We start from the raw sequence: 12693 nt of genomic DNA on the forward strand, positions 1-12693 counted from the left end.
ATATAAAATGCTGTAAATTCAATCAATTTAGACAAGGATTCTAAATGAAGTATTTATGGCTTGGCCTGTTTTTTATTGTATTAATTTGGTCCGGAATTAACCCAAAAGATCAGTTTACTTGGCTGCTTGAAGTTATCCCCGCAATCATTGGTTTAGTACTTATGGCAAGCAGCTATAAGCATTTTAAACTCACCCCCATTTTATATGGCTTTATATTAGCGCATTGCATTGTGCTAATGGTTGGCGGGCATTACACCTACGCCGAAGTCCCTTGGTTTGATAACTTATTTGGCAGTGAGCGTAACAACTACGACAAAGTAGGGCACTTTTTTCAAGGGTTTGTGCCTGCATTATTAGCGCGTGAAATATTACTACGCAAAAACGTAGTAAATGGTAAAGGCTGGCTAAATGTGTTCGTTGTATCGATATGTTTAGCGTTTAGTGCTTTTTACGAACTAATAGAGTGGTGGGTTGCAGTATTAAGCGGTGAAAACGCAGAAGCATTTTTAGGTACGCAAGGGTACGTATGGGATACTCAATCTGATATGGGAATTGCGTTACTTGGGGCTATTTGCTCGCTGTTAGTGCTTTCAAAAGTACACGATAAACAGTTAAAAAATGTTAAAGATTACTGATTCAAATTTTATGATAAAAAGACAATAAGCTATGACTGTAAATACCCGCAATTTCACAATAAGCACAGATAAAAGCAAGCTTAATATGAGCCTTATTTATAACTTTATTGCTAATAGCTATTGGGCTAAAGGAATACCCAAAAGCGTGATGCAAAAAGCGATTGATAACTCAATGTGTTTTGGTGTTTACAGTGCTAATAACGAGCAAGTAGGCTTTGCCCGTGTAGTAACCGACAACGCCACTTTTGCCTATTTGGCTGATGTATTTATTATCCCAAATTTGCAAGGTAATGGTCTGAGCAAGTTACTTGTTAAAACGATAGTAGCGCACCCTGAGCTGCAAGGGCTTAGGCGTTTTTTATTAGCCACTTATGATGCCCATGGCCTGTATGCGCAATACGGGTTTAAACCGATAGACAACCCAGTGCTGCTAATGCAAATTAATACTGAAAATGTGTATAGTAAAAATAATAGTGAGATCTAATAAATGGGGTGGAGAGTTTAAGAAGTTTTCTGTGTGCCTAATTTACCAAGACTATATTGTTCTATACTACCAGCGGAAAAACAAATACCAACATAAAGCCAAACAGTACTCGCTACAATTTGCCAAGTATCTAAACCTGAAGGCGTTACAAATGTAGGAACAGCAATTAATCCCCGCAATAAGCAGATCATTGCAATGGTAATTAAAGCTGATTTGAGCAGAGGAACTTTGCGAATTAAACCAACTGCTGAAAAAGCAAAAATAGTACAAGCAAACATTAAGCTTGCAACGATTATTGTGCCAATTGGAGCAAGTAAAGTTCCTTGAATCGAAGAGTCGATTATTTGTTGAGGTGCCCGAGCAAATGCAAACCAACTAGGACCGCCCAAAATACAGAGTAGGTGCCAGATCGCAGAAGCGGAAGCTATAACACCTGCACTAATTAATAATTTGGATTGGATATTAAGACTCAATGCCAACTCCATTTTGCACTGGCTTGTTAGGTGCTTTTTGGTGTAAGAAGCACAAAATCATGCTTACTCTCCCAGCCAATAACATTTCTCTCCGCCATTCTCAGCAAATAGGAGGTTCTATGTGTGCCTTCTATAAGATGATTAGGCCTTCCATAAACTCGCCAACCATTAACCTTTAAGTTAGAAGAATCTAGAATGATTGGAGGAAATGGTGGCGTCTTATTTTTAGACATTTCCTGATAGATAGGATATGGATAGTCCCTTTTCTCGAAATCATCGTATTGAAGGCCCCACATCTCAGACAAATCAGGGCTGGGAAAAAACCGAACCTTTTCTCTAACTTCGGAAACGCTTAGTTGAATTAACGAATATTCATAATCTTCGATTTCGAAATCTGGATAATGATTATTATGGTGCTCAAAGTGGTCATAGACTACATGCCGGAAAAATTGCCGCTTAGCTTCATCATCAGGCAAACCTAAACGAAGAAAGTACTCATCCCATCTTTCCTGATTCCATTCGTGATAATTTTGTGCTTTATATTCGATCGGTAACACGACAACCCTTTACGAACGCCGCGCTAAACGGCTAAGTAATAGTTGGCTAAAATTGAAGCGAAGCGGAAACGAGCCAACTGTTACGTGTCCGAATTTTTAAGCGTTTTGTTAGCTGTGCTGTAATCCGTAACTACATACAAACCAAAAATATTTTCTTGCACCGAAATCATGAGCGTATTGCCCACTGATTGAGAATTCCAAAATTCTTCGCCAACTTTTAGATCTAGCGTGCCGAGTTTTTCTGGAGCTATAGCCAATATATAACTAGTCGATTTCCCCCTGCTGATTCTTTTTTCGATTATTTCAGTATCCAAATACTCCGGCTCACCAACTAACATGTAAGAGTTCAAGAAACCTACAACGGCGAGAAAAAAGAACATATAAGTTGTTCTACGCTGACTTCTAAAAAAACTCCTCTTATCTACAAAACTATCCCAAAGCTCAGATGGGTTACGCTTTTTGTGTAAGACAAGCCCTATAATTAAACCAAACAGAGCAGTACCTATTGCTAGCTCAAAGCCGAAAAAGGTACTGTTCACGGTTTCGATTGAAAACCAAACACCTAGTATTAGGAAAATGAACCACAGAAATTGAGACGTTTTATCAGTTTTCATGAGTACAGCTAACGCCCAATTAACAGGCAAAAAATAGTTGGTTAAAATTAGCGACGAAGGAGCAAAAAGCCAACTGTTTTTTGTCCCTGTTTAATGACTTGTTAGCTTTTTAAATTTATTACCTTTGGAAGAGAGCCTCCTATAGGTAACGATCCCGTAGTTTTAGGTTTACGACTTTTTTTTAAGATTCGGAGACTGTAAGTATTTAATGAAGGCAGCTCATCTATTATCGGTTTTTGTGGTTTAAGAATCTTCTCTCCATTTTCATAAACCCATTCATTACCGGATGAATCCTTAATAGATATAGGATAAAACTTATAACTAGTTAACTTAGTTTCCCACAGCACAGTCTTTACATCCGAGGAAGCTGATATTTCACAACTTACTGAGTGATTGAGCCCCCCATAATAAATATCACGTTGTTTATCATAAACTAATCTATCACTTATAAGACACTGATATTCATAATTTTCTAGATCAAGTTCATTAATTACATACTTAAATTCAGTACTAATAGTTGCAATTTCTGTGTTCACGCTAACCACATTATGTTTAATGATTTCAATTTCAGCTTCTTTGAAGACATAGTTTGGAGAGTGGATTAAAAATTTATTATTAGTTGTAGTTTTACAACCACTCAAAACTACTAATGTAAATATACAGATTAAAATTTTTAGATTCTTCTTCATCTCCACTCCTGATAAAAAGCTAACGCCTCACTAAGGGGCGAATAATTGTTGGCTATAATAGCGAGGTACGAGCACAGCCAGCTGTTTGTGTCCGTTTAAGCAACTTGTTAGTCGGTTTTTTAAAACTTAACTATTTAATTGATTTTAAATGCTTTTTCTTATTTCTCTTATCTATAGCAATATCTTCAGGAATTGACTTCTCAGGCATTATATCTGAAATATCTTTTGGGCCTGCAATTAGACCTTTTTCTAATTCAGCTAATTCAGGAGGCATTTCTTCAGCAAATAACTTTTCAGCTCTTTCTTTTGCTCTTTGCTTTAACCATTTTTCGAACTCAGGAGTGCCAGGCTCTGGTTTATCTGTCATATCAGTACCCATTTATAAATTACGCCATAAATATGATGGTGTATTACTAGCTTTACCTTGTCGATAAGTAAACCCATGACTTTGGTAATAGCGGATAAGCTCTTTATTTAAAGGTCTCATTATGCGTATTTGATCTGCACCAATTAAATCAGCGTAAGCTTCAGCAGCAGATATAGAAATTGAAACTATTTTCCCTTTTAATGGATGATTTAATGGAGAGCCTTCAATTACATCTAACCGTAACCTCGCACCTGTAAAAGTGGGTTTACCTATACAAAGGCCACATAGCTGAGCATTGGCATACCATATTGCTAAATCAAATCTTTTAGGATTGCGGTATGAATAATCAGGTATACTATCTTCCCATGACCAATTTGCATCATCTTTTCTAGTCTCACTAATTTCCCACCTTTTTGAGTGACTTAAAGATAGATTATCTACAGGCTTTAAATTAACTACGTCAATTAGACCAGCTGGTAAAGCATCTTGCGCAATTTGACGACTTACATCCCTAAATTCTTGATACTTATCTTCCGTTTTTTTATGTGTAACTTGCATTATAATTCCTTTATATTCCTTTGCTTAAAATTTCAAAATACTGAACTTAAATTACGAAACCGACTAACGCCTATATCAGTTGCGTTTTGGTTGAAACGGAGCGTAGACCAAAACGTCAACTGGATATACTTGTTATGTTTATTTTGCCCAAACATTTGTAATATTTTTTACATATATATTTTCCGGGTCATCTTCATCACGATAAAGATAACCAGAATCTTCTAGTATTTCTTGCTCTATCAGCTGTTTTAACACTAGTTCTGTTCGATCAGGGTATGAAAAACCCCCTTCTCGATTACCACTTGTAAAAGGCCAATCGTCATAGGTGTCAGATACAAATTGAATTTGGTCGCCCTGATTTTGTAACATATACCACGTAACAATTGAAGACTGCGCAGAGTTGCCAGCAAGCTCTCTCTTTTTACTACCATTCAGATGATTAAAAGAGATCATTTCTTTTTTGGTTTCATTTATCAGAACGTATTCAACACCCATGGGACCTCCTTAAACATAACGCCGCCTTAAGCGGACAAAAAAAGTTGGCTACACTTGTTGAGGCACGAAACAAAGCCAACTGTTTTTGTTCCGTTTAAAGGCCTTGTTATAAGGTTGTAGCTACCCACTCGTCCTTTGTTATTTTATATAGGACGTGTTCTTTTAATTGAGTATTACTAACTAATGGATGTTTAAAGTTTTGCTCAGTATTAGTCATTTTTAAACGGCACATAACTTTCTGTGAAGGTTTATTCACAACAGCAGTAAATGAAATAACACTCTCAATATTTAAATCATTAAACGCAAACTCTAATACTTTTTCTGCAGCTTCAGTAGCATAACCTTTACCCCAAAATTGTTTTGATAAACGCCAACCAATTTCGGTTGCAGGACTTACCTCAAGTTCTGCAGATGAATTATGTAAACCAACAAAACCAATAAATTTACTTGTTTTTTTCTCTTCTACAGCCCAAAGCCCCCAACCTCGCTCAGATATAAGCTGCGCAAGCTTTAAAGCTAAATTTGTACTTTCAACTTCATTCAATGTGTTTGGAAAATACTCCATAACTTCCTTACATGAATTTAGTTCGGCAAAAGGGGCATGATCTTCGCTTTTCCATTGTCTTAAGATCAATCGTTCAGTAGTTAAAATTTTATTTGAATTCATATGCAACTAGGATGACCTTATAACGCCCACATAAGGGGCCGTAATGTAGTTGTATGTTTTGTTGTAGCGTAGCGAAAAACAACAAAACATACAACGGAATGGAGGTCCCAGCCGCTTGCGGCGTCTTGATGTGATTGTTAGGCCTTTTTCCTGATACTGTAACGATCAACCTCGATTAAAAACTTCTGGTCCTGTGAAAAGTCAGCACTCCGACTTTTACATGTCCCTGAAAGGAGCTTACCACGGACGGAAATTGAAGAAGCATCCATTGACACATTGCGATCACTACAGATTTCTGAAAACCCGATCAGCCTGTATTTAGGCTCCCCTATGGGTGTGAACGGAGGTTCGTCAATTGTTTTGTATTCGGGCGTATAAATTGCCAAATACTCTTTCACATTATTTCCGTTTTTAAATCCCTCCATGGCGAAGGTTACAATGATATTGCCCGATTCCTTACTCTCTTTTAAAACTAGAGAGTTGATAAGAAATTTAGAATACTGGTCAGAGATCATCCCACCCAATTTCTTAGCTTCGTCAGCCACACCTGAATATACATTCAGGCTAAAAGTAAGTGCTAATAAAACCAAAATAAAAATAGAATGCTTCATATATTCCTTCAGGGCCTAACAGCTTTATCAGAGGACACTTTCCTCTTTTTATGAGCAAAGTATGTCCTCTTTATTATTTTTAATATTAATAACAAATACTGTAAAACATTGCGAGTATTAAACTTTAAGTTAGGTTGTTCTTTTAATAATATGCAGAAAAGAGGAAAGCGTCCTCATTTTATGACTTAGGAGGAAAACCGTCATTGCTTTAGTAAAAGCAGCAACTAACGTTTAAAAATGAAAACCAAAACACTTTTTAAATTATTTAATATTCATTAAAAACAGTGGCAATAACGTGAGTAACCACCTTAAGCACACTTGTTTATGTAAGCCTATTATAAAAGGTGGTTTTTGGCTGGTGGAGGCTATAAAACGAGGTGATGAATTATTTACTAAACGCGTCTTTCTACTTTTAAAACAGTACAGACACGATATTTATACCAATCGACTTAAATATTTAGCCTCTCTCGCGTGCTAAATAAAGCGTTAACTGCGTTATAAATTTCTCATGTTGAACAACTACATGTCGAAATTTATGCCTTGTTATCACTCTATTTATCCGTCGCTATAAATGTCTAATTACTTAACACGATTGGTATTATCTGGCTTTTTTGCTTCAAGCGCTTCTATTTTACTCCAGATTTTTTCGGCTTCTGCGCTTAACATGGCGTAGCTTTTAATGTCGCCTTTACGCTGTGCTTGCATGCCTTGCTCAAGTTTTGCGTCGTACTCTTTGCGTAGTTTTTTTGTCGGGTCTGATTTAAATAGTGAAAACATGTGGCTCGCTTAGTTTTATAAAAGTATTAGCATTACCATACGCTACAAAAAGCTAAATAGTTCTTTTAGCCGTAGGGCGTTTACCTTGTTAATAAAAACAAGGTAAACGCATTATTTGCTATGCTGCGGTTATTAACGGTTTTACAGCTCAGGCTCAAGGCGTTTAATTCCTTGGCCATCAATGCCTAAGTAAATATAGCCATCACTGCCTTGTGCTAAGCTGCGAACGCGGCCTATTCCTTCTAAAATTTTATATTGTTTTGAAACACCTTTGTTAGATATTTCCAGTGCACTTAAAAACGAAAACTTCATAGACGATAGCAAAAGCTTGCCTTTTAATTGCGGGTACTTATCGCTGCTAACTAATAACAAGTCAGAAGGGGCAATGGAGGGGGTCCAGTGCAGTACGGGCGATTGCATGCCGTCTTTTTCTTGTATGTCGGTAAACGACGTACCGCTGTAATTAACTCCATAACTAACCACCGGCCAGCCATAATTAGCGCCCGCTTTAATTATGTTTAGCTCATCGCCGCCACGTGGGCCGTGCTCATGAGACCATAACGTTTGTGTTGTTTTATCAAACCACATGCCTTGCGGGTTACGGTGTCCGTAAGACCAAATAGCGTGTTTAGCGCTTTTTTGATTTACAAACGGGTTATCTTTAGGAATACGGCCATCAATGTGTAAGCGATAAATTTTACCGCCATCACGGCTTAAGTCTTGCGGATTTTTATCGCGCGCGCCGCGATCGCCAATAGAAAAGTAAACATAGCCTTGGTTATCAAACACAATACGGCTGCCGTAGTGCTGGCCTTTTGTGCTGTTATGCTCACCTTTATAAAGTAATTGTGTGTTTAAAAGCTCAGTGCGATCGTCACTAAGCTTGGCGCGCATTAGGGCTGTATTACTGCCACTTTTAGCGCCTTGGGTACTTGAGTAAGTTATGTAAAGCCATTGGCTATCGTCTGGTCGGCTATGTAGGGCTAAATCGAGTAAACCGCCTTGCCCGTTGGCGTCAATTTGTGGCAAACCCGAGAGCTTAGTTAAGGTTGATGAGTTTTTAGGCAGCAAATAAAGTGTGCCGCTTCGCTCGGTTATAAGTAAATCACCATTACTTAGCGGCTCAATAGCCCAGGGGATAGTTACTCCTTTAGCCACACTGACGGCTTTTACATTGAGTTCTAATACATCAAGGTTTTTGTAATCAACAGCCGCCACTGGCATTGAAATGAGTATAGCTATAAACGCCGTGGATACTGTTTTAGCAATCGTTTTTATAGGGAAAAACACAGTTGTTGTCCTGTCCAATAAATAAGCAAGTAATACCTACATTAGCATGCTGCTGCTGATTTTGCTAAATGTGGCAATTTAATAAAAACTATATATATTTCAATCAACAAGAGTTTATCTGCAGTGCTACATAGCTACCTTTAGTATTTAAAACAGCTACTTGTTGCACCTTTATTAAGGCTTTAGTACTGCACTTTAAATTTAAGCTTTGCATATAAATTACACTAAAAAACTGACTATTTACTCTAATACTATTGAAATTAATTTTTTTGGGCGTACACTTGTGCGCTGAAGTTTGAGCGTACACATGTAAGTTCAAATTCAATATTTAATATCCAAGAGATTAATAGTGATGATTACTAAAGTATTAGACCAATTTTCGAAGTGGTTTTTACACCATCAAAGCTTTGCAGGCTATATTGAGCCCATTATGCAAATGGTTAAGCCTGCGTGGCGTGCTGGTCTTTATAGAGCAAAAATTGAAGAGTTAACGCAGTACAATGGTGACTTTTTAAGTATTACCTTAAAGCCTACTCAGCACTGGCAGGCACACATTGCTGGCCAACATATTAGTTTAACGGTAGAAATAAATGGGCGTTTATTAACACGTGTGTTTACGGTTGCCTCAAGCCCTGAGCAATTTAAAAAAACGGGGTTAGTGCGTTTATTAATTAAAACTAATGAACAAGGGCGTTTTACAAGCCTTTTAAGCAGTGCTTTACGAGTCGGTGAGTGGTGCAATATTTCAGCGCCTAGTGGCGACTTTGTTTATAAAAACACCCAAAACAATACAACGTTTATAGCGGGCGGCTCGGGTATTACACCTATGCTTGCCATGATTGGTGAGCATTTAAAACATACCACACAAAAAGTATCGTTAATTTATTATGCCAAAGCCGCAGCACACCAATGTGTAGATGAGCTAAGTGCATTAGCAAATCAGTTTTCACATTTTTCATTTTTATTGCTCACTCGCGAGCAATCAGGTGACATTACACGCCATGTAAATGTGTGGGAAAACCCAGATATTTACTGCTGTGGGCCAGCAAACTTTATGAAAACGGTGAGTGATTTTGCTAAAAAGCACCATTTAAATTATTACCAGGAGGCATTTGGTTTAACACTGCCAAGCCAAAATGACGACAGCCTATTTAACGTACAGATTAATAGCACCGCTCATGTCGTCAATGCTAACAACCCTTTGTTAGCACAGTTTGAGGCAAAACAACTACCAGTTAAACGCGGGTGTGGCATTGGTATTTGCCACCAGTGCCAGTGCATTAAAAAGTCAGGCGTGGTGCGTAATTTAAAAACTGGCGAGCTGAGTGATAGTGGCGAGCAGTTAATTCAACTGTGTGTTAGTCAACCTGTTAGCGATTTGGAGTTACAGCTATGAAAAACATAAACTTTGATCAGTTAGCCCACGATTTAGATAGCATAAAAATGAATACACTAAGCAAAGTAGGGCAACAAGATGCAAACTATATTCGCTCGGTTGTTAAAAAGCAGCGGCTATGTGAGTGGAGTGGGCGTATTTTACTTATGCTGGGCTTTATTCAGCCAATTTTATGGGTTGTAGGTGTGCTGCTATTAGCGGTTGCAAAAATTTTGGACAATATGGAAATTGGCCACAACGTTATGCACGGCCAATACGATTGGATGAACGACAAGCAGCTTAACTCGCAAAACTACGAATGGGATATTGCATGCGATGGCCAAAGTTGGCATCGCGTTCATAACTTTGAGCACCACACCTACACTAATATTATTGGTAAAGACCGCGACTTTGGTTATGGCTTATTGCGTTTAAGCAATGATTTTAAATGGCGGTTAAAAAATGTGTGGCAGTTTATTACGTATATTAATTTAAGTGTGCTGTTTCAGTGGGGGGTGTCGTACCACGAGCTGGCTGCAGAGCGTGTGTTTATAGGTAAAAAGAAAGAAAACCGCGAAGGGGGTGTATCGCATTCTACCCTAAAACAGCGTTTTTTTAGTAAAGGCGCGCGCCAATTAATAAAAGATTATGTGATATTTCCTTTATTGGCAGGGCCTTTGTTTTTATGGGTATTAGCAGGCAACTTACTGGCAAATTTAATCCGTAATTTATGGACCTCAACCATTATTTTTTGTGGCCACTTTACTGAGGACACCGAAACCTTTAAACAAGAAGACTGCATAAACGAAACGCAAGGGCAGTGGTACTATCGCCAAGTGTTAGGCTCATCAAATATCAAAGGCCCGCATTGGTTTCATGTTTTAACTGGGCATTTAAGCTGCCAAATTGAGCATCACTTATTTCCTGATATGCCGTCCTCTCGCTATCAAGAGGTAGCCCCGCAAGTGCAAGCCGTTATGCAAAAGCACGGTATTGATTATCATACAGGTGGTTTTTTTAAACAGTACGGCTCGGTATTAAAACGTATTATTAGGTACTCGTTTAAATAAATAATGTGCCTTTAAAAAGCCGATTAATGAAGATGCATTAATCGGCTTTTTTGTATGTGCTTAGCAATGTGGCTAATTTATAAACAGTAGTTGCAAAAAATTCTTTTTGATAATTAAAAAAGCCTCAGTTTTGCTATGGTTAAACGATGCATGATTGTCATACAATGGAGAAAAATAGACCACACAAGAGAGATTAAAATGGCCGCATTCGGTACTGTGTTTATGCCGCAGATGATTCAAGCTCGTTTTTCAGATAACCAATGGAGCGAAAGCTCAATCGTCCCTTCCGATAAACTTGAACTTCATGCGGGTGCGCACGTTCTTCATTATTCGAGTACGTGTTTTGAAGGCTTAAAAGCCTTTCGCCACGAAGATGGCTCTATTTATATTTTTAGAATAGATGCAAACATTGCGCGTATGCAGCAAAGCTCTGCGTTATTAAGCCTACCAAGCTTTGATGGGCAAATGCTAAAAGACATGATTATCAAAATTGTTAAAGAATATGCTGATGAAACGCCATTACCACCGGGCTCTATGTACATTCGCCCAACTCACATAGGAACAGAGGCTGCCATTGGTAAAGCGGCTGCACCGTCAATGAGCTCGTTGTTATATACACTTTTATCGCCTGTTGGCGATTACTTTACAGGTGGCGCTACTGCGCTGCGTGTATTACTTGAAGAAGACGGCATGCGCTGTGCCCCGCACATGGGCATGGTTAAAAGTGGTGGTAATTACGCCAGTGCACTTGCACCAATTAGCGCAGCGCGCGAAAAATACCAAGCCGATCAAATTTTGTTTTGCCCAGGCGGCGACGTACAAGAAACAGGTGCTGCTAACTTTATTCTTATTGATGGTAATGAAATTATTACCAAAGCGCTCGATAGCACCTTTTTACATGGCGTAACGCGTAATAGCATTTTAACCATTGCAAAAGATTTAGGCATGACGGTAAGCGAGCGTAACTTTAGCGTTACCGAGCTTTTAGAGCGCGCTGCAAAGCCGGGCACAGAAGCTGCGCTTTCAGGTACTGCTGCGGTGTTAACGCCGGTAGGCACGTTTATTCATAACGATAAAGAATACAAAGTAGGCAGTGGCGAGCCAGGCCCTACAACAGCGCGTTTACGCCAAGCATTGAACGATATTCAATGGGGTAAAAGTGAAGATAAACACGGCTGGTTAACTAAAGTCTAATTAATTTAACCAGTTCACAGTAAAAAGCCACCGACTAGGTGGCTTTTGTGTTTTGAGTACTTTTTGAAATGTTGAGCACTTAAAATTTCATTTCTATTTTGCCGTACACGTAACGGCCATTAAATCCGTAGGGCGAAAAGCTTGAATATGCAAACAAGCGAGAAAAAGTAGAGACTTCTTCTACATTTTTGCGGGTTGGATCTGGGTATACATCAAAAATGTTATTGGCACCTAAACTAAGCGTTAGGTTATCGGTAGCGGCATAGGCGACATCTAAATCAGTGATCCACTTAGGTTTTAATACCTCGTTTAGCTCAGGCGTTGATGATGGGTCTTGGGTTTCACCGTAACGCGTAGTTCTTAGTGTGGCGCGAAGTTCATCATGAGTCCAAGTAGCGCTTAAATTGTATTTATTGCGCGGGGTGCTTACTTCAAAGCGACGCAGCTCTGTACCTGAGAACAAGTTGTATAGCGTTTAAAAAGGTTACGAATGATTTTTATAAGAAAATAATATAAAAATTAAAATTTTATTTTACCGATAAGTATATCTTTAAACATAACCCAATCTCCCCATAAGCTATAAAATGGGTGCTTAAATGTAGCAGGGCGGTTTTTTTCAAAGAAGAAATGCCCAACCCACGCAAATCCATACCCAATAATCGGTAATAGCCACAGCAAGCTATATTGTTGTTTAATTAAGGCAATAGTAATAACTACAAGCACTAAAGTGCTGCCTATAAAATGTAGGCGTCGGCAGGTTACATTACGGTGCTCTTTTAGGTAGTAGGGGTAAAACGCTTTAAAGGAGTTAAAAGTGTGTGGTGTGTTCATAATCCA

The 12693-nt window shown here is 38.5% G+C and carries 17 protein-coding genes and 1 pseudogene; 5 read left to right on the forward strand and 13 right to left on the reverse strand.

All coding sequences use genetic code 11. The annotated features are described in order from the left end of the window. The first annotated feature begins 44 nt into the window (after positions 1-44). Both AN389_RS14860 and AN389_RS14865 read left to right on the forward strand, forming a co-directional pair. Positions 45-635: a DUF2238 domain-containing protein gene (locus AN389_RS14860; protein ID WP_055015166.1), complete on the forward strand. Its 591-nt coding sequence runs from the start codon at positions 45-47 to the stop codon at positions 633-635. Positions 636-666: 31 nt separating this feature from the next. After that, positions 667-1119: a GNAT family N-acetyltransferase gene (locus AN389_RS14865; RefSeq protein ID WP_055020144.1), complete on the forward strand. Its 453-nt coding sequence runs from the start codon at positions 667-669 to the stop codon at positions 1117-1119. Positions 1120-1136: 17 nt separating this feature from the next. On the opposite strand, the gene AN389_RS14870 is transcribed toward AN389_RS14865, so the two are convergent. The 11 genes from AN389_RS14870 to AN389_RS14920 form a co-directional block, all read right to left on the reverse strand. Then, on the reverse strand, positions 1137-1592 hold the full coding sequence (locus AN389_RS14870; protein ID WP_055018626.1) for a hypothetical protein: 456 nt from the start codon (positions 1590-1592) through the stop codon (positions 1137-1139). 26 nt (positions 1593-1618) lie between these two features. Continuing rightward, positions 1619-2149, reverse strand: a complete 531-nt coding sequence (locus AN389_RS14875) for a hypothetical protein (protein ID WP_055020145.1) — start codon at positions 2147-2149, stop codon at positions 1619-1621. An 80-nt stretch (positions 2150-2229) separates the two neighbouring features. Then, the gene (locus AN389_RS14880; RefSeq protein ID WP_055020146.1) at positions 2230-2763 is read right to left on the reverse strand and encodes a hypothetical protein; all 534 of its coding nucleotides are present in this window, start codon (positions 2761-2763) and stop codon (positions 2230-2232) included. 101 nt (positions 2764-2864) lie between these two features. Continuing rightward, positions 2865-3452, reverse strand: a complete 588-nt coding sequence (locus AN389_RS14885; RefSeq protein WP_055020147.1) for a hypothetical protein — start codon at positions 3450-3452, stop codon at positions 2865-2867. Positions 3453-3582: 130 nt separating this feature from the next. Then, complete coding sequence (locus tag AN389_RS14890; protein WP_055020166.1) at positions 3583-3819, reverse strand: hypothetical protein; 237 nt, start codon at positions 3817-3819, stop codon at positions 3583-3585. 12 nt (positions 3820-3831) lie between these two features. Continuing rightward, on the reverse strand, positions 3832-4377 hold the full coding sequence (locus tag AN389_RS14895; RefSeq protein WP_055020148.1) for a hypothetical protein: 546 nt from the start codon (positions 4375-4377) through the stop codon (positions 3832-3834). 138 nt (positions 4378-4515) lie between these two features. Beyond that, positions 4516-4872: a hypothetical protein gene (locus tag AN389_RS14900; RefSeq protein WP_055020149.1), complete on the reverse strand. Its 357-nt coding sequence runs from the start codon at positions 4870-4872 to the stop codon at positions 4516-4518. Between the two features lie 106 nt (positions 4873-4978). Further along, the gene (locus AN389_RS14905; protein ID WP_055020150.1) at positions 4979-5539 is read right to left on the reverse strand and encodes a GNAT family N-acetyltransferase; all 561 of its coding nucleotides are present in this window, start codon (positions 5537-5539) and stop codon (positions 4979-4981) included. Between the two features lie 137 nt (positions 5540-5676). Then, positions 5677-6150 (reverse strand): hypothetical protein, encoded by a 474-nt coding sequence (locus AN389_RS14910; protein ID WP_055020151.1) that lies wholly within the window; start codon positions 6148-6150, stop codon positions 5677-5679. A gap of 579 nt (positions 6151-6729) precedes the next feature. Continuing rightward, positions 6730-6927 carry a DUF6435 family protein gene (locus tag AN389_RS14915; protein ID WP_055020152.1) on the reverse strand — a complete coding sequence of 66 codons (198 nt, stop codon included), beginning with the start codon at positions 6925-6927 and terminating at the stop codon, positions 6730-6732. A gap of 141 nt (positions 6928-7068) precedes the next feature. Continuing rightward, a complete protein-coding gene (locus tag AN389_RS14920) occupies positions 7069-8151 on the reverse strand; it encodes a PQQ-dependent sugar dehydrogenase (protein WP_235575984.1) in 1083 nt (360 codons plus the stop codon). Between the two features lie 418 nt (positions 8152-8569). Between AN389_RS14920 and AN389_RS14925 the strand changes: the two genes are divergently transcribed. From AN389_RS14925 to AN389_RS14935, 3 genes are all read left to right on the forward strand, one after another. After that, positions 8570-9613: a flavin reductase family protein gene (locus AN389_RS14925; RefSeq protein WP_055020154.1), complete on the forward strand. Its 1044-nt coding sequence runs from the start codon at positions 8570-8572 to the stop codon at positions 9611-9613. After that, positions 9610-10662, forward strand: a complete 1053-nt coding sequence (locus AN389_RS14930) for an acyl-CoA desaturase (RefSeq protein ID WP_055014402.1) — start codon at positions 9610-9612, stop codon at positions 10660-10662. Before AN389_RS14925 ends, AN389_RS14930 begins: the two co-directional genes overlap by 4 nt. Before the next feature lie 150 nt (positions 10663-10812). Further along, positions 10813-11856 carry a branched-chain amino acid aminotransferase gene (locus AN389_RS14935; RefSeq protein ID WP_082430569.1) on the forward strand — a complete coding sequence of 348 codons (1044 nt, stop codon included), beginning with the start codon at positions 10813-10815 and terminating at the stop codon, positions 11854-11856. Between the two features lie 79 nt (positions 11857-11935). On the opposite strand, the pseudogene AN389_RS14940 reads toward AN389_RS14935, so the two are convergent. Together AN389_RS14940 and AN389_RS14945 are read right to left on the reverse strand one after the other, a co-directional pair. Next, a pseudogene (locus AN389_RS14940) lies at positions 11936-12322 on the reverse strand (TonB-dependent receptor domain-containing protein); the annotation flags it as partial. Between the two features lie 53 nt (positions 12323-12375). Beyond that, complete coding sequence (locus tag AN389_RS14945; RefSeq protein WP_055014399.1) at positions 12376-12687, reverse strand: DUF962 domain-containing protein; 312 nt, start codon at positions 12685-12687, stop codon at positions 12376-12378. Positions 12688-12693 lie beyond the last annotated feature (6 nt).

This window comes from Pseudoalteromonas sp. P1-7a (assembly GCF_001401855.1).
Taxonomy (GTDB): domain Bacteria; phylum Pseudomonadota; class Gammaproteobacteria; order Enterobacterales; family Alteromonadaceae; genus Pseudoalteromonas.